The organism is Kocuria turfanensis (genome assembly GCF_001580365.1).
Taxonomy (GTDB): Bacteria; Actinomycetota; Actinomycetes; order Actinomycetales; family Micrococcaceae; genus Kocuria; species Kocuria turfanensis.
This window is the reverse complement of record NZ_CP014480.1, coordinates 513,797-538,153: the sequence shown is the minus strand read 5'-3', so window position 1 is coordinate 538,153 and position 24,357 is coordinate 513,797. Positions and strand designations below refer to the sequence as shown.

Sequence of the window (24,357 nt, the reverse complement as noted above, 5' to 3'; positions counted from 1 at the left end):
GCTGCCGGGGCGGCAGCTCAGGCGGAGCGCGAGGTGAGCCAGATGGTGAACCCGATGATGACCGCGAGTCCGATGGTCCACACGAACAGGCCCTCGGAGACCGGGCCGAGCGCGCCGAGACCGAAGCCCCCCGGGTTGGGGCTCTCCTCGAGGGTCTTCAGGTACGTGATGACGTCCCGCTTCTCCTCGGGGGTGATGTTCGCGTCGTTGAACACCGGCATGTTCTGCGGACCCGTCTGCATGGCCTCGTAGATGTGCACCTCTTCGACGCCCATCAGGGACGGGGCGTACTTGCCGCGGGTCAGGGCGCCACCGGCGCCGGCGGCGTTGTGGCACATGGCGCAGTTGGCGAGGAACACCTTCGCACCGTTGGCGGCGTTGCCCTGGGTGACGTCCAGGTACTCCTCCTCGGGCACGGCCGGGCCGGGGCCCAGGGTCGCGACGTAGCCGGCCATCTGAGCGGTTTCCTCGGGGCTGAACTGCGGGGCCTTCTGCGGGGCCTGCGGGCCGTTGGCCTGCATGGGCATGCGCCCGGTGCCCACCTGGAAGTCGACCGCGGCGGCGCCGACACCGACCAGGGACGGCCCCGAGGGGGTGCCCGCGCCGTCGAGACCGTGACAGGTCGAGCAGTTCGCGATGAACAGCTTCTCGCCCTCCTCGAGGTCCTGGGCCGAGTAGGACTCGGTCTGCGCCTTGGCCTCGTTGGTGGTGGTGGCGACTGCATAGAGCCCACCGCTGAGGAGCAGGGCCAGGACCATCAGTACGAGGACTGCGAGAGGGTGGCGCCGCTGTTGCGAAAGTGCCTTCACGTCAAACGTTCCTTTAACTCGGTGCTGCGTTGGTTTGCTGGGGTCGTCCCCGGGAGGGCGCGGGCTACTTCAGGAAGTAGACCACGAGGAAGAGGACGATCCAGACGACGTCCACGAAGTGCCAGTAGTAGGACACGACGATCGCCGAGGTGGCCTCGAAGTGCCCGAAACGCTTGGCCACGAAGGCACGGCCCATGATGAACAGGAAGGCGATGAGCCCGCCCGTCACGTGCAGGGCGTGGAAGCCCGTGGTGATGTAGAAGGCGGAGCCGTAGGCGTGGGCCGGGATGCTGATGCCGTGGGCCACGAGCTCGGCGTACTCGAACGCCTGCACCGCCACGAAGATCGCCCCCATGATGAAGGTCAGGGCGAACCACTCGACCATGCCCCACCGGCGCAGGTCGAGGACACCGCCGGCACGGCGGGGCTGGAGGCGCTCGGCCGCGAAGACGCCGAACTGGCAGGTCACCGAGCTCGACACCAGGATGATGGTGTTCGCGGTGGCCAGCCACACGTTCAGCTTGGCCGACTCGTCGGCCCACAGCTCCGGGGAGGTGGAGCGCAGCGTGAAGTACATGGCGAAGAGGCCGGCGAAGAACATGACCTCGGAGGCGAGCCACACGATGGTGCCCACGGAGGTCAGGTTGGGTCGGTTGATCGACCCGCCTACCGGCTTGGCTGGGGTCTGGGTTGCAGTCGTCACAGAGACATTATGTCGCCAAAACTCCCGGTGGACCAACCAGGATCGAGTCGGGCGATTTGCGTGTCCGGCACCTCGCCGCCCCGCGCGACCAGGCTCGGGGCCGTGTGCGGCGCGCGGGCGCCGCGGATCCCGGGCCGGAGGGGGCCTGCCGCAGGCGTCCGTGATCCGTGTCACCACCGATCGGGGGCCGCCCGGCGCTCCGTTCCGGGCGGGTTCCGGCCGCCCACAGGGCGGGCGATACGATCGGGGGCGTGAACACGACGACTCCGGCGACCGCACCGCACTTCGAGTGGCCCGACCTCATCACCGCGCTGATCTCGGGGACCGACCTGACCCGGGAGCAGGCGTACTGGGCCATGGACACCATCATGTCGGGGGAGGTGTCGGACGTCGTCATCGCGGGCTTCCTCGTGGCCCTGCGGGCCAAGGGGGAGACGGTCGAGGAGCTCACCGGCCTGGCGGACGCGATGGTCGCCCGGGCCCGGCCGGCGGACATCCCCGGGCCCGCCCTGGACATCGTCGGCACCGGTGGCGACCGGCTGTCCAGTGTGAACATCTCCACGATGGCCGCCCTGGTCTGCGCGGGCGCGGGCGCGAAGGTGGTCAAGCACGGCAACCGCGCGTCGTCGTCGAAGTCCGGCTCGGCCGACGTGCTCGAGGCCCTCGGGGTCCGCCTGGACCTGCCGGTCGACCTGGTCGAGTCCGCCGCGGAGCACGTGGGCATCACGTTCCTGTTCGCCCAGACGTTCCACCCGTCGATGCGTTTCGTGGCCGCGGCGCGGGCGCAGCTGCGGGTGGCCACGACCTTCAACGTCCTCGGGCCCATGACGAACCCGGCCCGGGTCGAGGCCTCGGCGATCGGCGTGGCCGACCGCGCCCTGGCTCCGCTCATCGCCGGGGTCTTCGCCGCCCGGGGGCACCGCGCCCTCGTCTTCCGCGGCGGCGACGGACTCGACGAGCTCACCGTGACGGCCCCCTCGGAGGTCTGGGAGGTGCGCGGCGGCACCGTCGAGCACCACGAGCTCGAGCCCCTCGACCTCGGCATGCCGCGGGCCACGATCGAGGACCTGCGCGGCCGGGACGCCCTGTACAACGCCCGGGTCGTCGAGCAGGTGCTGGCGGGGGAGCAGGGGCCCGTGCGCAACGCCGTCCTGCTCAACGCGGCGGCGGGGCTGGTCGCCTTCGACCAGGAGGCGGAGGGGTCGTTCCACGACCGTCTGGCGGCCGGAGTCCGGCGCGCCGAGCAGGCCGTGGACAGCGGCGCCGCGCGGGCGGTCCTGGACCGCTGGATCGTCCACACCGCCCGCTGAGGGCGCCGGAGGGTCCGACGACGAAGGCCGGTGAGCACCCGCTCACCGGCCTTCTGCCGTCGCGGGGCGCACCACGTGAGCACCCGCTCACCGGCCTTCTGCCGTCGCGGGGCGCACCACCGGGCGCGGTGCCGGCGTCTCAGTCGATGCCGGTGCTTCAGTCGATGCCGAGGGAGAAGGCGGCGTCGAGGTCGTGCTTGCTGTAGGTGCGGAAGGCAATGTTCGTGTTCGTGCCCACCACGCCGTCGACCTTGGAGAGGCGGTCGGCGATGACGTCCGCGAGGTCCTCGTGCCGGTGCACGCGCACCATGGCGATCAGGTCCCAGTCGCCGGTCACGGAGTACACCTCGCTGATCCCGGGGATCTCGGAGATCTGCTCCGCGACCTCGGGGATGCGGTCGGCGGAGGTCTTGATGAGGACGATGGCGGTGAGCATGGGACGCCTTTCTCGGGACGGGGCCGGCCGGTGCCGGCGGAACGGGGCGGATCAGGGCGTGCGGCGGGCCCGTGCCGCGCGCACCGTCAGGGCGAGCGCGCGGTGGCCGAGCAGGAGAACGGCGAGGACGCCCAGGGTCACCAGCACGAAGCTCGGTGCGGTGCCCTCGCCGACGAGGACCCGCAGGCCCATGCCCACGGTGACGGTCGTCAGCCACAGGGCGACGCCGCGGGGCCACAGACCGACGGGGTGGCGGGGCAGCTGCCAGGCGGCCCAGCCCAGCAGCAGGCCTGTGAGGAACGGCCAGGCGGTCTCCAGCACGCCCACCGGGTCGAGGGCGTGGGTGCTGCGCCCGACGGCGGCGAAGAGGAGGACCAGGAGCACGTCGACGACGAGCACCGCCGGCCAGGAGCTCCTGTGCCCGGTGGGCCGCGTGGTGGTGGGGGCCGTGGTGTGCATGCTCGCAGTCTAGTGCGGGCCCCGCAGCGACCCGCCGCGCGCCGCTCGGGTTGAACGGGAAGATGAAGGTTGAGAGATGGAGGTGGACTAACTTTCAACCTTCGACCATGAGTCCAGGGATGTCATAGGTCGGTCCGGAACGGTGACGGGCGGATTGCCGGAACGGGGTCAGGAGTGGCGGCGCGGACGGCGGTCGTTCTCGGCGGCCACCCGTGCGCCGGGGACTTCGACGGTGCGCGGAGGGCGGATGAGCCCCCAGATGGGGTCGGCCGCGCGCGGTGCGGCAGCGTGCGCAGTGGGTGCGTCGCACGTGTCATGCGGAGAGGCGGAACGGTCGGACGGGGAGGCCCTCTCAGCTCGACTTTACATAATGTCGATTATCGGCGCTATGACCCACGGGAGTTCTCACATCTGGTGCAACTCCCGTTCGGCCGATTTCTGCCCGGTTCCGCGGCGTACGGCGGACAGTGGGACTGCGCCGAAGGTCGGATATCTCACCGGGGTGTTGTCGCGAGGCTGGTGAGCGTAGATTTCCTGCATCAGATGCACGATTCCACGGTGAGGTGGGATTCGGATGGACGCTGTACCGGGCCACGTACCTGCCGTCCTGACCGACGGCGACGTGGGGTTGTTCCGCGCCGATGAGCGGGTGTTCGAGGCGATGCTGGTCGGGTGGCGGGCGCAGATGCTGGCCCGCGGGCTGACCTCGCAGACGATCAAGGCCCGGTGCGGTGTCGTGGCCCGGTTTCAGCGCTTCACCGGCACCTTCCCCTGGCACTGGGTTCCGGGTGATCTGGAGGACTTCCAGGCGCAGCGGCGCTCTGGACCCAGGCCGATCAGTCTCACGACGCTGCGCGCGGATTCCAGCGCGGTGGCGGCGTTCTGCACCTATCTCACGACCCCGGTCTACGGGTGGGCGGCCTTCTGTCAGCAGGTGTTCGGGGACGTGCCCGCTCAGGTGGTCTTCGAGTGGAACACGCCCCGGCACACGGCTGATGACGCCGTCACCCCGGGGCGCCGGGCGTTTACCCGGGCTGAGCTGCAGCGGCTGTTCGACCATCTCGACGACCATATCGACCGTGAGCACGCCGCCGGGAGCAAGCGCTGGTTGCCGGCCTTGCGGGACTCGATCGCCTTTAAGGTCTGCTACGCCTACGGGCTGCGGCGCCGGGAGCTGACGATGCTCGAGGTGGGCGACTTCGGGCCGAACCCGCACGTGCCCGCCTACGGGCGCTTCGGCGCCGTGCAGGTGCGCTGGGCCAAGGGCACCACCGGGTCGGGTCCGCGCCGGCGCACTGTGCTCACCGTCCCGGAGTTCGACTGGGTCGTGGGCCTGCTGCAGTTCTGGACCGGCCCCGGCGGGCGGGCCCGCTTCCCGACCGCCGTGTCCTCGGACGCATTGTGGCCCAGTGAACGCGCAGGCCGGCTGCGCCTGGGCAGCCTCGGGGACGCCTTCGCGGGACTGCGCGAGGAGGTCGGGCTGCCCCCGGAGCTGGGCCTGCACTGCCTGCGTCATTCCTACGTCACGCATTTGATCGAGGCCGGCTACGACCCGGCGTTCGTGCAGACCCAGGTCGGCCACGCCCATGCCTCGACCACGGGGCTGTACACCTCGGTCTCTTCGGACTTCAAGCAGAGGACTATCCAGCAGATGATCGCCGCCCGGCTGGGTGCCGGCCTCGAGGAGGTTCCTGATGCCTGAGCAGCGCCGCATCGGCTACCGCTGGCACCTGCGCACCGTGATGGCTCAGCGCAACCTGTGGAAGAGCACCGAGCTGCTGCCGCTGTTGCGCGCCCGCGGGATCACCCTGTCGGAGAGCCAGGTCTACCGGCTGGTGACCGGCACCCCCGAACGCATCCCCGCCCGCACCCTCGCCGCGTTGTGCGACATCCTGGACTGCTCCCCCAACGACCTCTTCGAGCCCTACCTCGAACTGCGCGCCGCGGCCACCGCCAACGCCCCGACCCGCCCCCAGGACATCGGGGTCGATCCGCACCAGCCGATCGCCCGCCGCATTCATCTGGTGCCCGAGGAGAACGACGAGTCCTCGTGAGCAGACCCCGCCCACCCAGCGACCCGGAGACCTGGCCGATCCCGTGCACTCGGTGCCGGGGCCACCACGAGATCGCCGCCCACTGGCCCGACGGGCCCGTGTGCCGCTACTGCTACCAGGCCGCCAAGCGGACCACCGGCACCTGTGCCTGCGGCCACACCGGTGTGCTGCCCGGCCGCCACGACGGGCGACCGGCCTGCCGGGCCTGCGCCGGGATCGCCCTGAATCTGGACTGCCGCACCTGTGGCGCCGAGGCCGAGTTGCACTCCGGTGGGCAGTGCTGGGCCTGCGTGCTGGCCGCCACCGTCGACCGGCTGCTCAACAATCCGCACAACCAGCAGATGCACCCGTCCCTGGCCCCGGTGGCCACCGCGCTGAAGGCGATGACCCGGCCCAACAGCGGGCTGACCTGGCTGAACCAGCCCCACGTCACCGCCTTCCTCACCGATCTGGCCACCACGGCGACCATCACCCACGAGACCCTCGACGCGCTGCCGGCCACCCGCACCCGCGACTACGTACGGGCCCTGCTGGTGGCCCACGGCGCCCTTCCGCCCCGGGACAAGAATCTGGCCCGGTTCACCGCCTGGAGCCAGGACGCCATCCAGTGCTTACCCGCCGGCGAGCATCGCGAGGCCCTACGACGCTTCGTCCGCTGGCACCAGGCCCGGCGGATGACCACCACCGACGGCGAGACCACCCAGGGCACCTTCCTCACCGCCAAACAGACCACCACCGTGGCCATCGACTTCCTGACCTGGCTCACCCACCGGGACACCTCCCTGAGCCGGCTCACCCAGGCCGACCTCGATGCCTGGCAATCCGGCGGGCCCACCACCCGAGAACGGGCCGACCGCTTCCTGCGGTGGGCGACCACCACGCAGCTCGTGGACCCACGCCTGCGCCTGCACCCCCACCGGCGCGGCACCGCGACCCGCCTGCCCCACACCGACCAGACCCGCGCCCTGGCACGGGCCGTGGACCACGAGGAGCTCGGCCCCAGAGACCGCCTCGCCGCCATCCTCGTCCTCGTCCTGGCCCAACAGGTCGACGACGTCGTCGGCCTGACCTGGGACCAGGTCACCATCGACGACGAGCGGGTCACCATCACCGTCGGGGCCCACCCCGTGGAACTCCCGCCCCCGCTGGATCAACCGCTGCGGCACCTGGTCACCGATCCCGGTCACGACCGGACCGCCGCGCACCCGAACAGCCCGTGGATCTTCAGGGGCAACTCCCCCGGCCAGCACCTCGACGCAAGCCACCTGCGGCGACGGCTGAAGACCGTGTGCGCGCCCCGGGCCGCCCGCCTGGGCACCCTCGAGGAGCTCACCAAGCTCAGCCCCATCCCGGTCCTGGCCGAGATCCTCGGCTACCACCCCAGCACCATCGAACGCCACGCCACCAACGCGGCCAGCACCTACGCCCGCTACATCGCCGCACGCCAGTAGCACCAGCAACCCCACAGCGATGAAGCCGGCGAGACCGGTGACTCCCGGATTCAACAGGCACTGAACCGTCACGGGTTTGATGCCGCTTCCTTTCGATGAAGGATGAGGACATGCCCAAGAAGTACGACGCCGAGTTCAAGGCCCGAGCGGTGCGCATGGTGCGCGAGCACCAGCAGGACTATCCGTCGCTGACGGTGGCCTGTCAGCAGATCGGTCAGCAGCTGGATCTGGGGCGGGAGACGCTGCGCAACTGGGTCCGTCAGGCCGAGATCGACTCCGGGGACCGGGATGGAGTCACCACGGCCGAGGCCGAAGAGATCAAGCGGCTCAAGGCCGAGAACAAACGGTTGCGCGAGGCCAACGAGATCCTGCGCAAGGCCTCGATTTTCTTCGCGGGGGAGCTCGACCCCCGCAATCGTTGATCGCCGGGTTCATCGACCAGATGAGGTCCGAAGGCTACGCGGTCGAGTCGATCTGCGCGGCCCTGCGCGAGCAGGGCGTGCCGATCGCCGCGAGAACCTACCGCTCCTGGAAGCAACCCGGTCGGCAGCCTGCCGCGCGCACGGTCAGCGACGCGATCGTCATGGATGTGCTGCTGGCCACCGTGGGCACCCCGGAGGGCCTCTACGGCCGGCGGAAGATGACCGCCTACCTGCGCCGGTGTGGGCTGGCGGTGGCCCACTGCACGGTGGATCGACTGATGCGCTCCCTCGGGCTGGCCGGGGTGGTCCGAGGCCGGCGGGTGCGCACCACGATCCCGGCCAAGGATGGGACGCGGGCGTCGGATCTGCTCAACCGCAACTTCACCGCCGCGGCCCCGAACACCGTGTGGGTCGCCGACTTCACCTACGTGCGCACCTGGGCCGGATTCGTCTACGTCGCCTTCATCGTCGATGTCTTCGCCCAGCGCATCGTGTCCTGGAACGCCGCCACCACCCGCACGACGGATCTGGTGCTCACCTGCCTGCGAATGGGCCGGTGGGACCGCACCCGTCAGGGCCTGGTGCTGCCGGAGGGGCTGATCCATCACCACGACGCCGGGTCCCAGTACACGGCGCTGCGCTTCACCGAGCATCTGGCCCTGGAGGGGATGGCCCCGTCGATCGGTTCGGTCGGGGACGCCTACGACAACTGCCTCATGGAGTCGATCATCGGCCTCTACAAGACCGAGTGCATCCGCCCGGGCCCGTTCGTGAAGGCACCACTGAAAACTGTCAGCGACGTCGAGTACTCCACGCTGGCCTGGGTGGACTGGTACAACACCCGCAGGCTGCACTCCAGCCTCGGCAACGTCCCGCCTGCCGAGTTCGAGGCCGCCCACTACGATCAGATCACTGCGCCCCAGCCGGCGGCGCAGCCCGTATAAAGACGGCAGAGAAGCCGTGACGGTTCACACCGCCAGCGTCGCTGACGAACCCTTGTTTCACATTTTCCGCGGATCCTATGCTGACGAGCATGCGCGTCATCGAAACGGTTCATGCCGAGCCGCAAGAACTCGTCGACTCCCCCGTCTATCGCGTGAACTTCTGGCAATCGACAGCGGGAGGAGCCTGGAGTCTCGACGCTTTCGCCCTGGCGGACGCCGAGAACATCAATGAGGTGCTGCGGTGGGTGGATGAGCACGCTGGCGGCCGACGGTTCGAGGTATTCGCGGAGATGCACCAAGAGCCCGAGGGGTCATTCCAGACACCGAGAAAGAGTGGGTTGGTCCGCCTGCTCGGAGCCGACCCCAATACAGGTGAAGCCGTCGCGTTTGGCGTCATGATCAAGGACTGAGCGACTTCCACGCCCCAGCACCGGAATACGGGACACCAGACTGATTGCCGACCATCCCTGCGCCCCGTTTCGACACCGCGCTGACTCTCGAGGTGCGAACCGGAACCCCGTCAGGGCACAACTCCCGCCTCATCAACATCCGTGCCTACCGGTTGAGCAGTGCGGGTCAGGAGCCCGGGAAGCACCGTGCTGGGCCGCTCGTCTTGTGAACACTCAGCCTGCATGTGCGTCCCTGTCGGCGGTGTGCGGCGCATCTGCACGGGCGATCAGGTTCCGCCCGGCCCGGGCCGGTCCGTTCCGCGGCGGCGTCCAGGCACCTTCTCGGGATCGGCGATCCGCTGTGGCGTTCGACGGGAACGGCCCGGCGTGCCGAGGCGTCGCACGTCGTCCGACTGCGGGACGTGCCGACGAACCGCACCGCCAGGCTGCGCCGACGCTCTGCCACGGCCTGCCGTCGGCACCTGCGTCCGGTCCATCCACGGAATCGGCGTGCTCATGTCGCCACGGCCCCCGCCGCGCCGGTCCGCTGTCAGCCGTCCGTTCTCGGTGTTCCCGCGCTGCCGTCTCCATGACCTGCCCGAGGTACCCGCAGTGCCTGCATGCGGCGACCCTCGACTCCTGATGTCCACGAGCTCACGGGTCCCGGCATCATCTGTGACGCGGATCACCGGGACACCCGCAGTCCGTGGCTGATCCAGCGGTCCGATCCAGCGGTCCGATCCAGCGGTCCGATCCAGCGGTCCGATCCAGCGGTGCGTCCATGCGGTGCGTCCATGCGGTGGCGCTGCACCCGAGCACGGTTCCGTATCGCCCGAGGCCGGTTCCGCCGCGACGGGCGCGGGCCGCACCGCCGCCGGCCCCGGTACTCCCCCGGCTCGCGCGGTCGCTGTTCGCTCACCACGGGCCGCTGGATCGCGGCTCGAGACGCGTGGCACCACGCCCGACGGTCACGCCCCGACGTAGGCCGCGAGGTGGCGGCCGGTGAGGGTCGAGCGGGATTCCACGAGATCCGCGGGCGTGCCCTCGAAGACCACACAGCCCCCCTCGTGGCCGGCCCCGGGGCCGAGGTCGACGATCCAGTCGGCGTGGGCCATGACCGCCTGGTGGTGCTCGATCACGACGACCGACTTCCCGGAGTCGACGAGCCGGTCGAGCAGTCCCAGCAGCTGCTCCACGTCGGCAAGGTGCAGGCCGGTGGTCGGCTCGTCGAGGACGTAGACCTCGCCCTGCGCGGCGAGCTGGGCGGCCAGCTTCAGCCGTTGCCGCTCACCGCCGGACAGCGTGGTGAGCGGCTGGCCGAGCACCAGGTAGCCCAGTCCCACGTCGGCGAGCCGGCGCAGAACCCGATGGGCGGCCGGCGTGCGCGCCTCTCCGGCCCCGAAGAAGTCCAGGGCCTCGGTCACCGGCATCGACAGGACCTCGGCGATGTCCCGGCCGCCCAGCGTGTGCTCCAGCACGGCACTCTGAAAACGCTTTCCACCGCATTCCTCACAGGTGGACTCGACGGTCGCCATGACGCCCAGGTCCGTGTAGACGATCCCGGCGCCCTTGCAGGCCGGGCAGGCGCCCTCGGAGTTGGAGCTGAACAGCGCCGGCTTCACCCCGTTGGCCTTCGCGAAGGCCTTGCGGATCGGGTCGAGCAGGCCGGTGTACGTGGCCGGGTTGCTCCGGCGCGACCCGCGGATCGCGCCCTGGTCGATCAGCACCACGCCCTCGCGGCCGGCGACCGAGCCGTGGATCAGCGAGCTCTTGCCCGAGCCGGCGACACCGGTGAGCACGCACAGCGTCCCGAGCGGGATGTCGACGTCGACGTCCTGGAGGTTGTTGGCGTCGGCGCCGCGGATCTCCAGGGTGCCGGTGGGCCTCCGCACCGTCTCCTTGAGCGACGCGCGGTCGTCGAGGTGCCTGCCGGTGAGCGTGCCGCTGGTGCGCAGCCCCTGCACGGTGCCCTCGAACACGACGGTCCCGCCGTGGCTGCCGGCGCCGGGGCCGAGGTCGACGACGTGGTCCGCGATCGCGATGGTCTCCGGCTTGTGCTCCACGACGAGCACGGTGTTGCCCTTGTCCCGCAGCTGCAGGAGCAGCCGGTTCATCCGTTCGATGTCGTGGGGGTGCAGGCCGATCGTCGGCTCGTCGAAGACGTAGCTCACGTCGGTGAGGGAGGACCCGAGGTGGCGGATCATCCTCGTGCGCTGGGCCTCTCCCCCGGACAGGGTGCCGGTCGGGCGGTCGAGGGAGAGGTAGCCGAGCCCGATCTGCGTGAAGGCGTCGAGAAGGTGCTGCAGCCCGGCGAGCAGCGGGGCCACCGACGGCTGGTGCAGCTCCCGCAGCCAGCCGGCGAGGTCGCTGATCTGCATCGCGCAGACGTCGGCGATGTTCTTCCCCTCGATCCTCGAGGACCGGGCCGGCGCGCTCAGCCGGGTGCCGCCGCACTCGGGGCAGGACGCGAACGTCGCGGCGCGCTCGACGAAGGCCCGCACGTGCGGCTGCAGCCCCTCGATGTCCTTGGACAGCATGGACTTCCGGATCCTGGGGATCAGGCCCTCGTACGTCAGGATGATGCCGTCGACCGTGACCTTCGTGGGCTCCTTGTGCAGCAGGTCGTGCAGTTCCCGCTCGGAGTACCGGCGGATCGGCTTGTCCGGGTCGAAGAAGCCGCAGCCGCGGAAGATGCGTCCGTACCAGCCGTCCATGCTGTAGCCGGGGATGGTGAGCGCGCCCTCGTTGAGCGACAGGGCGTCGTCGTAGAGCGCGGACAGGGCGACGTCGCTGACCGAGCCCATGCCCTCGCAGCGCGGGCACATGCCGCCGAGGACGGTGAACGTCGCCTTCTCCGGCCTCGTCCTGCCGGGGCCGCGCTCGACGGTGATCGCGCCGCTGGACCGCACCGAGGGCACGTTGAACGAGTACGCGTTGGGCGAGCCGATGTGCGGCGTCCCGAGCCTGCTGAAGAGGATCCGCAGCATCGCGTTCGCGTCGGTGGCGGTGCCGACCGTCGAGCGGGGATTGGCGCCCATCGGCTCCTGGTCGACGACGATCGCCGTCGTCAGTCCCTCCAGCTGATCGACCTCGGGTCGGCCCAGCGTCGGCATGAAGCCCTGCACGAAGGCGCTGTAGGTCTCGTTGATCAGCCGCTGCGACTCCGCGGCGATGGTGCCGAACACCAGCGAGCTCTTGCCCGAGCCGGAGACACCGGTGAACACGGTCAGCCGGCGCTTCGGGATCTCGACGCTGACGTCCCGCAGGTTGTTCTCCCGGGCCCCCTGGACGCGGATGAGGTCGTGGCGGTCGGCGACGTGGGGCGCGGCCGTCCGCGGTTCCGTGCTCGGCGGCGTGCTCATGGTGACGTCCTCTCCTGGGCGGTCCCGCCGGTGTCGTCCGCTCCGACGACGTACGATCCGACGACGTCCGCTGCGGTCCGGCTCGCTCCGAGACTATGCCCGGCGGCCCCGGCCGGACAGGCGCACGCCGCGTCGGCGACTCGCCGCCGGTGCGCCGGACCTGCCGGCCGGTGGGCACCCGCGTGCCGCGGGGCGGGTGCGGTGCCGCGACTCCCCCGTCGATGACGGACGTGTGACGGGGCATCTGTCCGCTCATCTGTGTACCATTGCCGCGGAGGGGCGGATCCCACGTCCCGGGCCGTTGCCTTCCGGATACGCTCCCTGTGACTGCACGGTGTGTGCATTGGCGAAGGCCGGTGCCGAGGGGGAGGAACGATGTGGGACGACGGGGCGACATGAGCACGACGGACATCCGCGGACAACGGCTGGTGACGTCCCTCGTGGGACTGTCCGTGCTCGTCCTGGCGGGCTGCGGCCAGGACGGCGGCTCCTCGCCGGACGCGCCCCCCGCGAGCGCCTCCGGGTCGGTCGCCCTCTCCCCCACGCACGGCGAGCTCACCGGCGGCAACCTGGTCCTGGCCGACACCGGCGAGGACACCGACGGGCCGATCACCGCCCGGTTCGGCGAGACCGAGGTCGAGTGCCCGTTCGACGAGCGGTCCGCCCGCCACGCCTGCACGGCTCCGTCGTCCGGCACGCCCGGCACGGTGGAGGTCTCCTTCGCCGCCGGCGGGAACGGGATCGGGGAGAAGACCGCCTACACCTACACGACGCAGGGCACCCAGGACATCCCCGTGCTGACGGTCGACACGGAGACCGTGCGGCGCAACGCCGAGGAGATCCGGGCCGACTTCCCGCAGGACGTCCAGCTGGGGGCGGTGCTCAAGAACGGCGAGCCCGTGGACGTGTTCGGGAAGGTCATCGAGGACGCGGCCGACGTCGAGTACCTCTTCGTGCCGAAGCTCGACGACGCCATCGCCCTGCGAGAGGCCGGTGTGCAGGCGAGGATCGCCGTGCTCTACGCCGCCCAGGTCGAGGACATCCCGCTGCTGGTGCACTACGACGTGGAGGTGCCCGCCACCGATCCCGCGTGGGTCGACGCGGCGGAGCAGGTGCTGGCCACCACGGGCGGGACGTTGAAGGTGCACCTGTGGGTGGACACCGGCATGGGGCGCGAGGGCGTGGTGCCCGAGGAGGCGGTCCCCCTGGCGCGGGCCGTCGAGGACGCCTCGCACCTGGAGCTCGCGGGGATCGCCACGCACTTCTCCACGATCACCGCCGAGGACGCCCAGGCCATCGAGCGCAACGACACCACCAACACGACCGTGGCCCAGAAGAACCGCTTCGACGGCGCCGTGGCCGCGATCCGTGACGCCGGCCTTGGCCAGGACGCGCTGATCCACGCGGGGGCCAGCGACGTCCTCGACAACGGCATCGAGGCCCTGTACTACGACCTGCTGCGGGTCGGCGGGATGTTCTTCAGCAGCAGCCCGCCGGAGAGCAGCGTGTACTCCTGGACGACGGAGCTGAGCCAGGTCAAGACGCTCCCGGAGGGCTGGTGCATCGACTACGGGTGCACCGATCCGACCACGTCGCCGAAGAAGGTGGGGCTGATCCACCACATCCCGTCCCGGGAGAACGAGCTGGCCTACACCGTGGGCGGCAAGCAGGTCCCGGTGCTGCTCGACCACGGCACGGTCGTGACCCTGGACCTCTCGGAGGTCCCGGGCGCCGCGGCGGGCGACGAGGTGGTCATCGACTTCAGTGCCGAGGCCTTCCACCTGCTCGACGCGACCGCGCCGCTGCCGGTGACCACCACCGGCGGGTGAGCGGCGGCGTCAGCGCCCCGCGGGCCCGCCCTGCGCGTCGAGGCGCAGGGCGTGTCCCGGGCCGGGCTCGGGGTCGCCGTCCAGGTCGTGGTCCAGCACGTGGTCGGCGTGGAAGCTGCGGACCAGCTCGCGGTTGCGGGCGGCCCGGCGCGCGGAGGTGCCCGGCCGCACGGTGACGTCGACGTACACCACGGGCCGGCCGGAGGCGGCCTCGAGCCGGGCGCGCAGTCTCTCGGCCCGGTCGTCCCCGGGCTCGCACTGCCCGGTGCCGAGCAGGACCAGCGCCCGCTCGAAGTCGGGCTCGGCGGCGAGCCAGCGGGTCATCATGGCCGGCAGCCGGGACTGGAGGGCGGAGAGGCCGACCACGGCGGTCGCCGTGCCGGCCAGCCACGCGCCCGCGGCCGAGATCGCCACCGAGGTGATGAGCTTCATGATTCTCCTCCTTCCGCCTGACACGCTTCTGCCTGACACGGTCCGGGTGGGCCCGCCGGGGCGCGTGGACGCCGGCGGACCGTCGAGGGTGGTGCCACGGAAACCTCTCGGGCCCGCGGCACCACCGTTGTCGGGTGAACAGCGGGGAAAGCGCAGGTATTCCGCGCGGCACCGCCCGCGGACGCCGGGCGGCACGCCGCTCCGGGACGGCGTCGGAGGGCTGGGGCACAATGGAGACCAGGGCGCACGCCCTGGCGAAGGCGCAGGAGAGGTCGGGACCGATCATGTGGGAATGGCTCGTCGAGAACGCGTGGCTGTTCTGGTTGCTGGCGATGATCGTGCTGGCCGCGATCGAGATGCTGACCCTGGACTTCGTGTTCCTCATGATGTCCGCGGCGTCCCTGCTGGCCTTCGGCCTGAGCTGGGTGACGGACAACTTCGTGGTCCAGGTGGTGGCCTTCGCCCTCGCCGCGGTCCTGCTCATCTTCCTCGTCCGGCCCATCGCCCTGCGCCGGATCAACCGGTCCACCCCCGGGACCGTGTCCAACGCGGCCCGGCTCATCGGCCTGCCCTGCCAGGTCCTCGACCCCGTCACCGCCCGCAGCGGGCTGGTGCGCCTGGAGGGCGACACCTGGAGCGCCCGCTCGGTCACCGGCGAGCAGCTGCCGGTGGGCACCGACGTCTACGTCCACGAGATCGAGGGCGCGACCGTCCTGGTGGCCCCCCACCCCGCCCCGACCGCCGACGGCCGGCCCGAGCCGCGCCCGTCCTTCTGAACCCCCGCTCCGGAGGCGCCGCGCCGCCGGACCCGGCGTCGCCGACGTCGCGCAGCACCCACCGAGAGAGGCACCCGTGGACCTAGCCGTCATCATCCTGCTCGCCGTCCTGATCGTCCTGGTCGTCATCATCCTGTTCCGCTCCGTGCGGATCGTCCCGCAGGCACGGGCCGGCATCGTGGAGCGCCTCGGCAAGTACCGCACGACCCTGACACCGGGGCTGCACTTCCTCATCCCGTTCATCGACCGGCTGCTCCCGCTGATCGACCTGCGCGAGCAGGTGCAGTCCTTTCCCGCGCAGTCCGTGATCACCGAGGACAACCTGGTCGTCGGCATCGACACCGTCGTCTACTTCCAGGTCACGGACCCCCGCGCGGCGACCTACGAGATCGTCGACTACATCCAGGCCGCGGACCAGCTGACCTCCGCCACGCTGCGCAACGTCGTGGGCGGGCTCAACCTGGAGGAGGCGCTCACCTCCCGGGACAAGATCAACGCGGAGCTGCGCGGCGTCCTGGACTCCACGACCGGTCGCTGGGGCATCCGGGTCTCCCGGGTGGACATCAAGGAGATCACTCCCCCGCCCTCCATCCAGGACTCGATGGAGAAGCAGATGCGCGCCGAACGGGAGCGCCGGGCCGTGATCCTGACGGCCGAGGGCGACAAGCAGTCCCGGATCCTCATGGCCGAGGGCCAGCGGCAGTCCGCGATCCTCTCCGCCGAGGGCGAGGCGAAGGCCGCGATCCTGCGCGCCGACGGCGAGGCGCAGGCCATCCGCAAGGTCTTCGACTCGATCCACCGGGCCCGGCCCACGCAGAAGCTGCTGGCCTACCAGTACATCCAGACGCTGCCGAAGGTCGCCGAGGGCAGCGCGAACAAGGTCTGGATGATCCCCGCGGAGCTGGGCGACGCGCTGCGGGGCGTCGGGGAGTTCCTCTCCCGCCCCGACGAGGACGGCGACGGCCCCGGTCCCGGCGGGGCCGAGGACGAGGACATGGTGCCCGCGGAGGCCACCGGACCGGAGTCGGAGCCGCTGGTCACCCCGGAGGAGGTCCGGGTCACCGACGAGGACCTCTCCCCCAACCTGGAGCGCACCACGGTGAACCCGGACGAGTTCACGATCCCCCGCCCCTCGAGCATCGACCCGGACGCGCCCGTGCGCCTCGAGGACCCGATGCCGCCGCAGGACGGCCCGGCCGGCCGCTGAGGCGCAGGCCGCCCCGGAATCCGGGCCCGGTCCGGGGAACATCCCGGGTACCGTCGATGTTGCACCCAGAGGATCCCGGGTCCCTGGAGACCCGTCGTCAGCCCGAGCGTGCGCCACGGCCGTGGCCACCGTCAGTTATGGAGGAACCACCACTATGAGCGACCGCAGCCTCAGGGGAATGCGTCTGGGCTCCCAGTCGATGGAGACGGAGGCCGGCGTCGAGCCCGCCCCGCGCCAGCGCGTCGAGTACCGCACCGCGGACGGCGAGTCGGTGACGGTCACCTTCGCCGCGGAGGCCGAGATCCCGCCGGTGTGGGTGTCGAAGACCGGCAAGGAAGCGATCATCGTCAACGGCGAGAAGCCGGAGAACCCCAACGAGAAGCACCAGCGCACGCACTGGGACATGCTCCTGGAGCGGCGCAGCGTGGACGAGCTGGAGGAGATCCTCGCCCAGCGGATCGAGTACTACCGGGCCAAGCACGCGATCTGAGCCCGCGCGTCCTGGGCGGTGTGCTCCGGTGCAGGGATGCGGTGCGGCGCGGCGTCCTGGCCCCGCTCAGCGGCCGGTGCGCCTCAGCTTGCCCGCCAGGGTCCTCGCGCGGGCGGTCAGCCCCCACTGGGCCACCCGCACGACCGCCTCGCGCGTGACGTCCGGGCTCATCTTCGACTGGCCCTCGGCCCGCTCCACGAAGGTGATCGGGACCTCCACGACGTGCAGGCCGGCGCGCTCCGTCCGCCAGCCGAGGTCGATCTGGAAGCAGTAGCCCTTCGAGTCGACCGTGTCCAGGCCGATCCGCTCGAGGGTCCCGCGGCGGAAGGCGCGGTAGCCGGCGGTGATGTCGTGGATCCGGGAGCCCAGCAGCGTGCGGGCGTAGAGGTTGCCGCCGCGGGAGAGCAGCTGGCGCTGCACCGGCCAGTTCACGGTGCGGCCGCCGGGGACGTAGCGGGAGCCGATGGCGAGGTCGGCGCCGCGCTCGACGGCGTCCAGCAGCAGCGGGAGCTGCTCGGGCTGGTGGGAGCAGTCGGCGTCCATCTCGACCAGGACGTCGTAGTCCCGGGCCAGTCCCCAGCGGAACCCGGCGATGTAGGCGGCCCCGAGGCCCTCCTTGCTCGTGCGGTGCAGGACGTGGATGCTGCCGTCGGCGGCGGCCATCTCGTCGGCGAGCCGGCCGGTGCCGTCGGGGCTGTTGTCGTCCACCACCAGCACGTCCCCGTCCGGGACGGCCTGGCGCAGCCGGTCCATGACGGTGGGCAACGACTCGCGCTCGTTGTAGGTGGGGATGACGGTCAGTACGCGCACCGGGTCGGTCCTTTCGAGGTCTCACCTGTTAAACCACAGGGCAGGCTCCCTCGCCTTCGGACCAGGCCAGCCCTGAGGGGATGCCGGCCTGTTTTCTAAGGACGAGTGAGCCCACCCGGCAGCAGTTGCCCAGCCTATCCTGCGCCGTGCGCTCGGCCAAGATCGCCCGACACGGGGCCGGGCCGCGGCCCGGCCCCGGCCCGGGGCTCAGAATCCGTCGGAGCGGAACAGCTCCACGCCGTCGAGCACGGTCTGCCGGCACACGGGCAGGGCCGCGCCGTCCAGGGCGGGCAGCAGCGGGGTGCGGGCGCGCGGGTCGGTGCTCCAGGAGGAGCCGGTGCCCTCGGCCTGCTGCACCATCAGCGCCTCCACGTCCCAGACGGCGAAGGTCGCCGGGGTGCCGGGGGCCAGCTGGCCCTGCATCGGGTCCGGGTGCCGGGCGGCCCGCCAGGCGCCGCGGGTGGAGGCGAGGAAGGCGGCGCGTGCGGAGATCCGCTGCTCCGGGTCGTGGTGCTCCAGGCAGGCGCGGACCGTGTCCCACGGCGAGAGGGGCACCACGGGCGCGTCGCTGCCCAGGGCCACGGGCACCCCGGCGCGGTAGAAGGAGGCCAGCGGGTTCATCGCCGCGGCCCGATCGGCGCCGAGGCGCTGCTCGTACAGCCCGCCCGGCCCGCCCCAGGCGGCGTCGAAGCCCGGCTGCACGGAGACGGTCACGGCGTGGCGGGCCAGCCGCTCGATGCCCTCCGGGTCGATCATCTCGGCGTGCTCCAGGCGGTGGCCGGCGCCCTGCAGGGCCCGCTCCCCCACGAGCTGCGCGGCGCGGTCGAGCCCGTCCAGGACCGTGTCCATCCCGGCGTCCCCGATCACGTGGAAGCCGCCCTGCAGACCGGCCTCGGTGGTCGCGGCCAGGTGGGCCGCGACGGCGTCCGGGTCCAGGTAGAGGTCCCCCGTGCTGGCCGGCTCGTCGGCGTAGGGCGCGCGCAGGGCGGCCGTGCGGGAGCCCAGGGCGCCGTCGACGCAGAGGTCCCCGGCCAGGCCGACCAGCGACTCGCCCCGCTGCGGCGGGCGCCCGAGCAGCTCCGCCAGGGCGGCGTCGAAGCGCTCGACGACCGCGCGCGCCTGCGCGGCGGTGCGCACGAGCTCCCCCCGGTAGGGCAGCACGCGCGGGGCCGGCCCGTCGGCGCGGACCCCGTGGTTGGCCAGGGCGACCAGGTGCACGAGGTCCTCGAACGGGGCCACCTGCTCGGCGTTGGCCTCGGCGAGGGCCACGTAGCCCTGGGCCGCGGCGTGGCGCAGGCCCAGCCGGTGCAGCTCGGCCCGGCGCCCGGCGCCGAAGTCGAGGGCGGCGGCGCGCACCCGGTCGTGCGCGAGGTGCTCGACACGGCCGTCGCCCAGCCAGCCGGCCACGGAGGCGAGGCCGAGCCGCCGGGCGAGGGACGCGGAGACGACCCCCGAGTGGACGTCGATCCGGGTGAGGTAGACCTCGCGCCCGCCGGCGGCGCGGTCCAGCTCCTCGGCGGTGGGCGCGCGCCGCTCCGGCCACACGGACTCGTCCCAGCCGGAGCCGAGGACCACGCCGCTGCCGGTGCGCGCCGCCCCGGCCACGGCGTCGAGCACCTCCTGCAGGGACCCGGCCGCGGTGAGGTCGAGGGTGGACAGGGCCAGCGCCGTCTCGGTCAGGTGCACGTGCGAGTCCACGAACCCGGGCGCCAGCAGCCTCCCGTCGAGGTCCACCACGTCCATGGAGGAGTCCTGCAGGGAACGGGCGGCCTCCTCCGAGCCCACCCAGGCCACGCGCGGCCCGTCCACCAGGACGGCGGTGGCGAAGGGGTCGGCGGGGCTGTAGACGGAGCCGTTGCGGTAGAGGACCGGACGGCGTGCGGGGGCGGTGGAACTCACGGGTCTCCTGTTCGGGACGGGCGTGGGCGGGGGCACGGGGGCGGACGGGACGGGTTCAGTCCTCGAAGGCCGAGTGGGCGACGACGCCCCGGCGCACCAGCGCGATCGCGCGCTGGCACTGGCTGCGCAGCTCGGGGCTCAGCAGGTCGATGGAGGCGAGCTGGTCGAGCATGTCGATCACCTGCTTGGCCCAGCGGACGAAGTCCCCGGCGGCGAGTTCGGTGCCGGTCAGGGCGGTGCTCAGCGTCGCGCCCCGCGCCCACAGGTACATGGGCTCCACCAGGCCGAACTCCGGCTCCGCCGTGGGCGGGAGGTGGTGCTCCTGCTCCCGGTCCGTGAGCACCGACCAGTTGCGCACCACCGTCTGCGCCGCCCGGTCCATGGCCGCCGAGGGCAGCACGGGCTGGAAGCGCTGGTCCTCGCGCTTGGCCTGGTACACGAGCAGGGTCACCAGGCCGGCCGTGGCGGCGGGGTCGAGGCCGTCGAGGAAGCCGTCCCGCAGGCTCAGCGCCAGGAGCAGGTCCCGGTCCCCGTAGATCCGGCGCAGCTGCTCCCCGGCGTGCGTGGGGCGCACCTCGCCGTCGGGCAGGGTCTCGAGGTAGCCGAAGGAGTCCAGCACCTGGGAGACCCGGTCGAAGGTCTTGGCGATCGTGTTGGTGCGGCCCTCGATCTGGCGCAGCAGTCCGTCGGTGTCCCGGCGCAGCGTCCACCACCGTTCGGCCCAGCGGGCGTGGTTCTCGCGGTCGGAGCACCCGTGGCAGGGGTGGGCGCGCAGGGCCTTGCGCACGTCGGCGATGCGCTGCTCGGCGGCGCTGGTGCCCCGGTCGAACCGGACGGTGTGCCCCCGGCCCCCGCCGCGCGGGGGCCGGTGCTCGTGCAGGGCGCTGCGCACGGAGGAGGCCAGGTCCCGGCGCTCCTTGGGGGACTTGCCGGTGAAGTGCTTGGGGATCCGGATCCGGGAGACCGGTTCCAGCGGCCCGTCCAGGTCCTGCGCCCCGACCCGGCGCAGCTGGTGGTCCAGGGTCAGGATGGAGGGGCGCGGGTCGTCCCGGTTCGGGTCGGTGCTCAGCACCACGGCGTAGCCGGCGTTGCGCCCGCGGGGGATCTCCACCACGTCACCGGGCAGCAGGTCGTGCAGCGAGGCCACCGCGTCCGAGCGGCGCCGGCGAGAGTCGGAGCGCTCCGCGGCCCGCTCGAGGTCCTTGAGCTCCCGGCGCAGGGCCGCGTACTCGGTGAAGTCCCCCAGGTGGCAGGTCATCGCCTCCTCGTAGCCCCGCAGCGACTCCTCCTGGGAGCGGACCCGGCGGGCCAGGCCCACCACGGAGCGGTCGGCCTGGAACTGGGCGAAGGAGGACTCGAGGATCTTGCGGGACCGGTGGGCGCCGAACTGCGCCACGAGGTTCACGGACATGTTGTAGGTGGGCCGGAAGCTGGAGTTCAGCGGATAGGTCCGCTTCGAGGCGAGCCCGGCGACGGTGCGCGGGTCCATGCCGGGCTGCCACAGCACCACGGCGTGGCCCTCGACGTCGATCCCCCGCCGTCCCGCGCGGCCGGTCAGCTGGGTGTACTCCCCCGGCGTGATGTCCACCCTCGACTCGCCGTTGAACTTGTCGAGCTTCTCCAGCACCACGGAGCGGGCGGGCATGTTGATGCCCAGGGCGAGGGTCTCGGTGGCGAAGACGGCCTTGACGAGGCCGTCGGCGAAGAGCTGCTCCACGAGCTCCTTGAACGCCGGCAGCATCCCGGCGTGGTGGGCGGCCACACCGCGCAGCAGCCCGTCGCGCCACTCGTAGAAGCCCAGGACGTTGAGGTCGGCCGCCTCGAGGGAGGCGGCGGTCTCGGCGACGCGCGCCCGGATCGTCTGCTGCTCCTTGTCGGTGGTCAGCCGGATGTCCGCGGCCACGCACTGCTGGACGGCGCCGTCGCAGCCGGCCCGGGAGAAGATGAAGGTGATGACCGGCAGCAGGCCCTCGGCGTCGAGCCGGCGGATCAGCTGCGGGCGGGAGACCCGCCGGGTCTCGGGTGGGGCCCCGCCCGCCGCGGCGGCCGCCGCGGGGGTGCTCGGCGCGGGCGAGCTGGAGCAGCTCGGGGTTGACCTCGGGCTCGTCGCGGCCGGGCCCGCCGATCCGCTCGGCCGCCTCCTCCACGGTGGTGTCGTCCACGAACAGGTCCAGCAGGCGCCCGCCCACCTGCACGTGCTGCCACAGCGGCACGGGTCGGTGCTCGGAGACGACGACGTCGGTGTGCCCGCGCACCGTGTCCAGCCACGCGCCGAACTCCTCCGCGTTGGAGACGGTCGCGGACAGGGAGACGAGCTGCACGCTCTCCGGCAGGTGGATGATGACCTCCTCCCAGACGGCGCCGCGGAAGCGGTCGGCGAGGTAGTGCACCTCGTCCATGATCACGAAGCCGAGGTTGAGCAGCGTCGGGGAGTCGGCGTAGAGCATGTTCCGCAGGACCTCGGTGGTCATCACCACGACGTCGGCCTCGGAGTTCACGGACGTGTCGCCGGTGAGCAGACCGACCCGCTCGGCGCCGAAGGCGCGGGAGAACTCGTGGAACTTCTGGTTGCTCAGGGCCTTGATCGGCGTGGTGTAGAACGCCTTCTGGCCGCGGGAGAGGGCGAGGTGGACGGCGAACTCCCCCACCACGGTCTTGCCGGCGCCGGTGGGCGCGGCCACGAGCGCCCCGCGGCCCTCCTCGAGCGACCGGCACGCGGTCACCTGGAACTCGTCCATCGCGAACTCCAGCCGCTGCTGGAACACCGACAGCTCGGTCCTGGCGTGGGCGGCCCGCTGCTTGGCGGCCAGGTATCGGTCGGCGTAGGAGGACATGTGCCCACCCTACTGCGCATCCCCGACGCGGACGGGCCCGGGCGGGCCCGTTCGCGACGGGCCGATCCGGCTCAGGCGCCGGTGTCCTCCTCGCGGTCCCGGCCGAGCCGCTCGAGCTCCCCGCCGCTCCTCCCGGCGGGCGCGCCGCCGGTCCAGGAGCAGGCACAGCCCGACCGCCACGAAGAACAGGGTCAGCAGCGGCACCGCGAGGTAGAACATGGTCATGGGGTCCGGGCCGGGGGCCGCCATCGCGGAGACGACCATCACGAGCACCACCACGATCCGCCAGCTCTTGAGCACCGTCCGGCCCGAGAGCACCCCCAGCATGTTCAGTCCCACCAGGAACACCGGCAGCACGAACGCGATCCCGAAGGTGAGGATGAGCTGGAGGAAGAACCGCAGGTACACGTCGGCGGAGATGAAGTTCGTGCCCCCGGCGGGCGTGAACGCGGTCAGCGCGTAGACGGCCGTGGGCAGGGTGAGCACGGCCACGGCGATGCCGCCGAGGAACAGCGGGACCGCCGCGGCCAGGAAGCCGACCGCGTAGCGCCGCTCCGTGCGGTGCAGGGCGGGGGTCACGAAGGCCCAGAGCTGGTACAGCCACACGGGGCTGGCCAGCACCAGGCCCAGGACCAGGGAGACCTCCACCATGATGTTGAAGGAGGAGCCCACCGCGGAGTAGTTGATGGACGCCTGGTTGCCCTCGGCCTCGGCCAGCCGCGCGAGGGGCTCGGTGATGTAGCCCATGAAGGGCTGGTAGAGGAAGAAGCCTCCCACCATGCCGAGGACCGTGGCCACGGCGGCCTTGATCAGCCGGTTGCGCAGCTCCCGCAGGTGCTCGGCCAGGGCCATCTGCGCCTGCGGGTTGGCCTTGCGCGCGGACCGGCGCTGCTTCGGGCCGCGGGATGACTGCGCGGACATGGGAGACCTCCGGGACGTCGGGGCCGGACGGGGGAACGGGACAGGGGCACGGGACGGGGAACCGGGCGAGCGGCCCCCCGCTCCCGCTCGGGGCGGGGCGGCGGACCGCTCGGGCGCGGGGTGCGGGCCGTCAGGCCGTGGGGCTGCCGGGACGCTGGTCCGGGCGCGGCGGGGTCTCCGTGCCGGAGGCGCCGGTCGTGCCGGGGCGCGGCTCCGGGGCGGCGTCCCGGCCGTCCTGCACGGGCCGGCCGTCGATCACGACGTCCGAGCCGTCCGGCTGGTCGTCCTTCTTCATCTCCTTGACCTCGGACTTGAAGATGCGCAGCGACTGGCCGAGGCTGCGGGCCATGCCCGGGAGCTTGGGCGCGCCGAAGAGCAGCAGGATCACCAGCAGGATGATCAGGATCATGAAGGGGCTGTCGAAGAGCCTACCCATTGAACATTCCTTTCCGTTCAGCCCGGCGGATGTCGCTGATCCGCTGCGGCTGGCCCATGCGGTCCTTGCGCTCCATGCGGCGTCTCAGACGGGCGGTTTCTCGTTGGTCACGGCCGACCCGGTAGTCGGCCACGGCTTGCCCCACCGGGGTGAACAGGGCCGGGTCCGGGGTGGCCCGGACGGGACGCTGCACCCCGGCTGCGGCGTCGTCCCAGTGCTGGGCGAACTCCCCGGCCACCGTCTCGGTGTCCCGGAGCAGGGCGAGGAACGTCCTCACCAGCCGCCACAGCATCAGCCCGAGGAACGCGGCGCCGAGCAGGACGAGGACCGTCCACAGCAGGACCCAGGACCACCAGAGCATGTCCTCCAGTATAGGCGCGCCGG

General features: G+C 71.7%; 21 protein-coding genes and 1 pseudogene. 10 read left to right on the top strand and 12 right to left on the bottom strand.

All coding sequences use genetic code 11. The features are described from left to right. Nucleotides 1–17: 17 nt before the first annotated feature. Both qcrC and ctaE read right to left on the bottom strand, forming a co-directional pair. Nucleotides 18–809 carry a cytochrome bc1 complex diheme cytochrome c subunit gene (qcrC, locus tag AYX06_RS02485; protein ID WP_062734150.1) on the bottom strand — a complete coding sequence of 264 codons (792 nt, stop codon included), beginning with the start codon at nt 807–809 and terminating at the stop codon, nt 18–20. Between the two features lie 64 nt (nt 810–873). Beyond that, nucleotides 874–1,512, bottom strand: a complete 639-nt coding sequence (ctaE, locus tag AYX06_RS02480) for an aa3-type cytochrome oxidase subunit III (protein WP_084271409.1) — start codon at nt 1,510–1,512, stop codon at nt 874–876. A gap of 251 nt (nt 1,513–1,763) precedes the next feature. On the opposite strand from ctaE, the gene trpD reads away from it, so the two are divergent. Further along, entirely contained in the window at nt 1,764–2,822 is a 1,059-nt protein-coding gene (gene trpD, locus AYX06_RS02475; RefSeq protein ID WP_062734148.1) for an anthranilate phosphoribosyltransferase, read from the top strand. Between the two features lie 157 nt (nt 2,823–2,979). On the opposite strand, the gene AYX06_RS02470 is transcribed toward trpD, so the two are convergent. Together AYX06_RS02470 and AYX06_RS02465 are read right to left on the bottom strand one after the other, a co-directional pair. Next, nucleotides 2,980–3,258, bottom strand: coding sequence for an Lrp/AsnC family transcriptional regulator (locus AYX06_RS02470; protein ID WP_047802665.1), 279 nt, complete (start codon nt 3,256–3,258; stop codon nt 2,980–2,982). 51 nt (nt 3,259–3,309) lie between these two features. Then, nucleotides 3,310–3,717, bottom strand: coding sequence for a DUF3054 domain-containing protein (locus AYX06_RS02465; RefSeq protein WP_062734145.1), 408 nt, complete (start codon nt 3,715–3,717; stop codon nt 3,310–3,312). A 574-nt stretch (nt 3,718–4,291) separates the two neighbouring features. Between AYX06_RS02465 and AYX06_RS02460 the strand changes: the two genes are divergently transcribed. From AYX06_RS02460 to AYX06_RS02435, 5 genes are all read left to right on the top strand, one after another. After that, nucleotides 4,292–5,419, top strand: a complete 1,128-nt coding sequence (locus tag AYX06_RS02460) for a tyrosine-type recombinase/integrase (RefSeq protein ID WP_062734142.1) — start codon at nt 4,292–4,294, stop codon at nt 5,417–5,419. Further along, nucleotides 5,412–5,771, top strand: coding sequence for a helix-turn-helix domain-containing protein (locus AYX06_RS02455; RefSeq protein WP_062734140.1), 360 nt, complete (start codon nt 5,412–5,414; stop codon nt 5,769–5,771). Before AYX06_RS02460 ends, AYX06_RS02455 begins: the two co-directional genes overlap by 8 nt. Continuing rightward, nucleotides 5,768–7,222 carry a site-specific integrase gene (locus AYX06_RS02450; protein WP_062734138.1) on the top strand — a complete coding sequence of 485 codons (1,455 nt, stop codon included), beginning with the start codon at nt 5,768–5,770 and terminating at the stop codon, nt 7,220–7,222. Before AYX06_RS02455 ends, AYX06_RS02450 begins: the two co-directional genes overlap by 4 nt. 110 nt (nt 7,223–7,332) lie before the next feature. After that, a protein-coding gene (locus AYX06_RS02440) for an IS3 family transposase (RefSeq protein WP_147018050.1) occupies nt 7,333–8,588 on the top strand; the annotation gives its coding sequence in 2 pieces (ribosomal slippage) (nt 7,333–7,606 and nt 7,606–8,588; 1,257 coding nt in all). Nucleotides 8,589–8,677: 89 nt separating this feature from the next. Next, the gene (locus AYX06_RS02435) at nt 8,678–8,998 is read left to right on the top strand and encodes a hypothetical protein (RefSeq protein ID WP_062736833.1); all 321 of its coding nucleotides are present in this window, start codon (nt 8,678–8,680) and stop codon (nt 8,996–8,998) included. Between the two features lie 947 nt (nt 8,999–9,945). On the opposite strand, the gene AYX06_RS02430 is transcribed toward AYX06_RS02435, so the two are convergent. Next, the gene (locus AYX06_RS02430) at nt 9,946–12,339 is read right to left on the bottom strand and encodes an ATP-binding cassette domain-containing protein (protein ID WP_062734136.1); all 2,394 of its coding nucleotides are present in this window, start codon (nt 12,337–12,339) and stop codon (nt 9,946–9,948) included. A 395-nt stretch (nt 12,340–12,734) separates the two neighbouring features. On the opposite strand from AYX06_RS02430, the gene AYX06_RS02425 reads away from it, so the two are divergent. Then, nucleotides 12,735–14,168, top strand: coding sequence for an alanine racemase (locus AYX06_RS02425; protein ID WP_062734134.1), 1,434 nt, complete (start codon nt 12,735–12,737; stop codon nt 14,166–14,168). A 9-nt stretch (nt 14,169–14,177) separates the two neighbouring features. Here AYX06_RS02425 and AYX06_RS02420 read toward each other — a convergent pair whose 3' ends face one another. Then, nucleotides 14,178–14,600: a hypothetical protein gene (locus AYX06_RS02420; RefSeq protein ID WP_062734132.1), complete on the bottom strand. Its 423-nt coding sequence runs from the start codon at nt 14,598–14,600 to the stop codon at nt 14,178–14,180. Between the two features lie 230 nt (nt 14,601–14,830). On the opposite strand from AYX06_RS02420, the gene AYX06_RS02415 reads away from it, so the two are divergent. The 3 genes from AYX06_RS02415 (at nt 14,831) to AYX06_RS02405 (ending at nt 17,073) form a co-directional block, all read left to right on the top strand. Next, on the top strand, nt 14,831–15,376 hold the full coding sequence (locus AYX06_RS02415; protein ID WP_232319375.1) for an NfeD family protein: 546 nt from the start codon (nt 14,831–14,833) through the stop codon (nt 15,374–15,376). 76 nt (nt 15,377–15,452) lie between these two features. Beyond that, nucleotides 15,453–16,583, top strand: coding sequence for an SPFH domain-containing protein (locus AYX06_RS02410; RefSeq protein WP_062734128.1), 1,131 nt, complete (start codon nt 15,453–15,455; stop codon nt 16,581–16,583). A 154-nt stretch (nt 16,584–16,737) separates the two neighbouring features. Beyond that, entirely contained in the window at nt 16,738–17,073 is a 336-nt protein-coding gene (locus AYX06_RS02405) for an RNA polymerase-binding protein RbpA (RefSeq protein ID WP_062734126.1), read from the top strand. A gap of 66 nt (nt 17,074–17,139) precedes the next feature. On the opposite strand, the gene AYX06_RS02400 is transcribed toward AYX06_RS02405, so the two are convergent. From AYX06_RS02400 to AYX06_RS02375, 6 genes and pseudogenes are all read right to left on the bottom strand, one after another. After that, nucleotides 17,140–17,883, bottom strand: coding sequence for a polyprenol monophosphomannose synthase (locus tag AYX06_RS02400; protein WP_062734124.1), 744 nt, complete (start codon nt 17,881–17,883; stop codon nt 17,140–17,142). Between the two features lie 207 nt (nt 17,884–18,090). Continuing rightward, nucleotides 18,091–19,782 carry an amidohydrolase gene (locus tag AYX06_RS02395; RefSeq protein WP_062734121.1) on the bottom strand — a complete coding sequence of 564 codons (1,692 nt, stop codon included), beginning with the start codon at nt 19,780–19,782 and terminating at the stop codon, nt 18,091–18,093. 55 nt (nt 19,783–19,837) lie between these two features. Then, a pseudogene (locus tag AYX06_RS02390) lies at nt 19,838–22,616 on the bottom strand (DEAD/DEAH box helicase). Nucleotides 22,617–22,625: 9 nt separating this feature from the next. Next, nucleotides 22,626–23,537: a twin-arginine translocase subunit TatC gene (gene tatC / locus AYX06_RS02385; RefSeq protein ID WP_232319374.1), complete on the bottom strand. Its 912-nt coding sequence runs from the start codon at nt 23,535–23,537 to the stop codon at nt 22,626–22,628. A 130-nt stretch (nt 23,538–23,667) separates the two neighbouring features. Then, on the bottom strand, nt 23,668–23,973 hold the full coding sequence (gene tatA / locus AYX06_RS02380) for a Sec-independent protein translocase subunit TatA (RefSeq protein WP_062734119.1): 306 nt from the start codon (nt 23,971–23,973) through the stop codon (nt 23,668–23,670). Next, the gene (locus AYX06_RS02375; protein ID WP_062734117.1) at nt 23,966–24,334 is read right to left on the bottom strand and encodes a hypothetical protein; all 369 of its coding nucleotides are present in this window, start codon (nt 24,332–24,334) and stop codon (nt 23,966–23,968) included. The genes tatA and AYX06_RS02375 overlap by 8 nt, the downstream gene beginning before the upstream one ends. Between the last annotated feature and the right edge of the window lie 23 nt (nt 24,335–24,357).

What these genes read in the sequence shown, in the direction of transcription:
- AYX06_RS02470 (WP_047802665.1), bottom strand. Translation starts at nt 3,258, where the DNA reads ATGCTCACCGCCATCGTCCTCATCAAGACCTCCGCCGACCGCATCCCC.
- AYX06_RS02465 (WP_062734145.1), bottom strand. Translation starts at nt 3,717, where the DNA reads ATGCACACCACGGCCCCCACCACCACGCGGCCCACCGGGCACAGGAGC.
- AYX06_RS02460 (WP_062734142.1), top strand. Translation starts at nt 4,292, where the DNA reads ATGGACGCTGTACCGGGCCACGTACCTGCCGTCCTGACCGACGGCGAC.
- AYX06_RS02455 (WP_062734140.1), top strand. Translation starts at nt 5,412, where the DNA reads ATGCCTGAGCAGCGCCGCATCGGCTACCGCTGGCACCTGCGCACCGTG.
- AYX06_RS02435 (WP_062736833.1), top strand. Translation starts at nt 8,678, where the DNA reads ATGCGCGTCATCGAAACGGTTCATGCCGAGCCGCAAGAACTCGTCGAC.
- AYX06_RS02430 (WP_062734136.1), bottom strand. Translation starts at nt 12,339, where the DNA reads ATGAGCACGCCGCCGAGCACGGAACCGCGGACGGCCGCGCCCCACGTC.
- AYX06_RS02425 (WP_062734134.1), top strand. Translation starts at nt 12,735, where the DNA reads ATGAGCACGACGGACATCCGCGGACAACGGCTGGTGACGTCCCTCGTG.
- AYX06_RS02420 (WP_062734132.1), bottom strand. Translation starts at nt 14,600, where the DNA reads ATGAAGCTCATCACCTCGGTGGCGATCTCGGCCGCGGGCGCGTGGCTG.
- AYX06_RS02415 (WP_232319375.1), top strand. Translation starts at nt 14,831, where the DNA reads ATGGAGACCAGGGCGCACGCCCTGGCGAAGGCGCAGGAGAGGTCGGGA.
- AYX06_RS02405 (WP_062734126.1), top strand. Translation starts at nt 16,738, where the DNA reads ATGAGCGACCGCAGCCTCAGGGGAATGCGTCTGGGCTCCCAGTCGATG.
- tatC (WP_232319374.1), bottom strand. Translation starts at nt 23,537, where the DNA reads ATGTCCGCGCAGTCATCCCGCGGCCCGAAGCAGCGCCGGTCCGCGCGC.
- tatA (WP_062734119.1), bottom strand. Translation starts at nt 23,973, where the DNA reads ATGGGTAGGCTCTTCGACAGCCCCTTCATGATCCTGATCATCCTGCTG.
- AYX06_RS02375 (WP_062734117.1), bottom strand. Translation starts at nt 24,334, where the DNA reads ATGCTCTGGTGGTCCTGGGTCCTGCTGTGGACGGTCCTCGTCCTGCTC.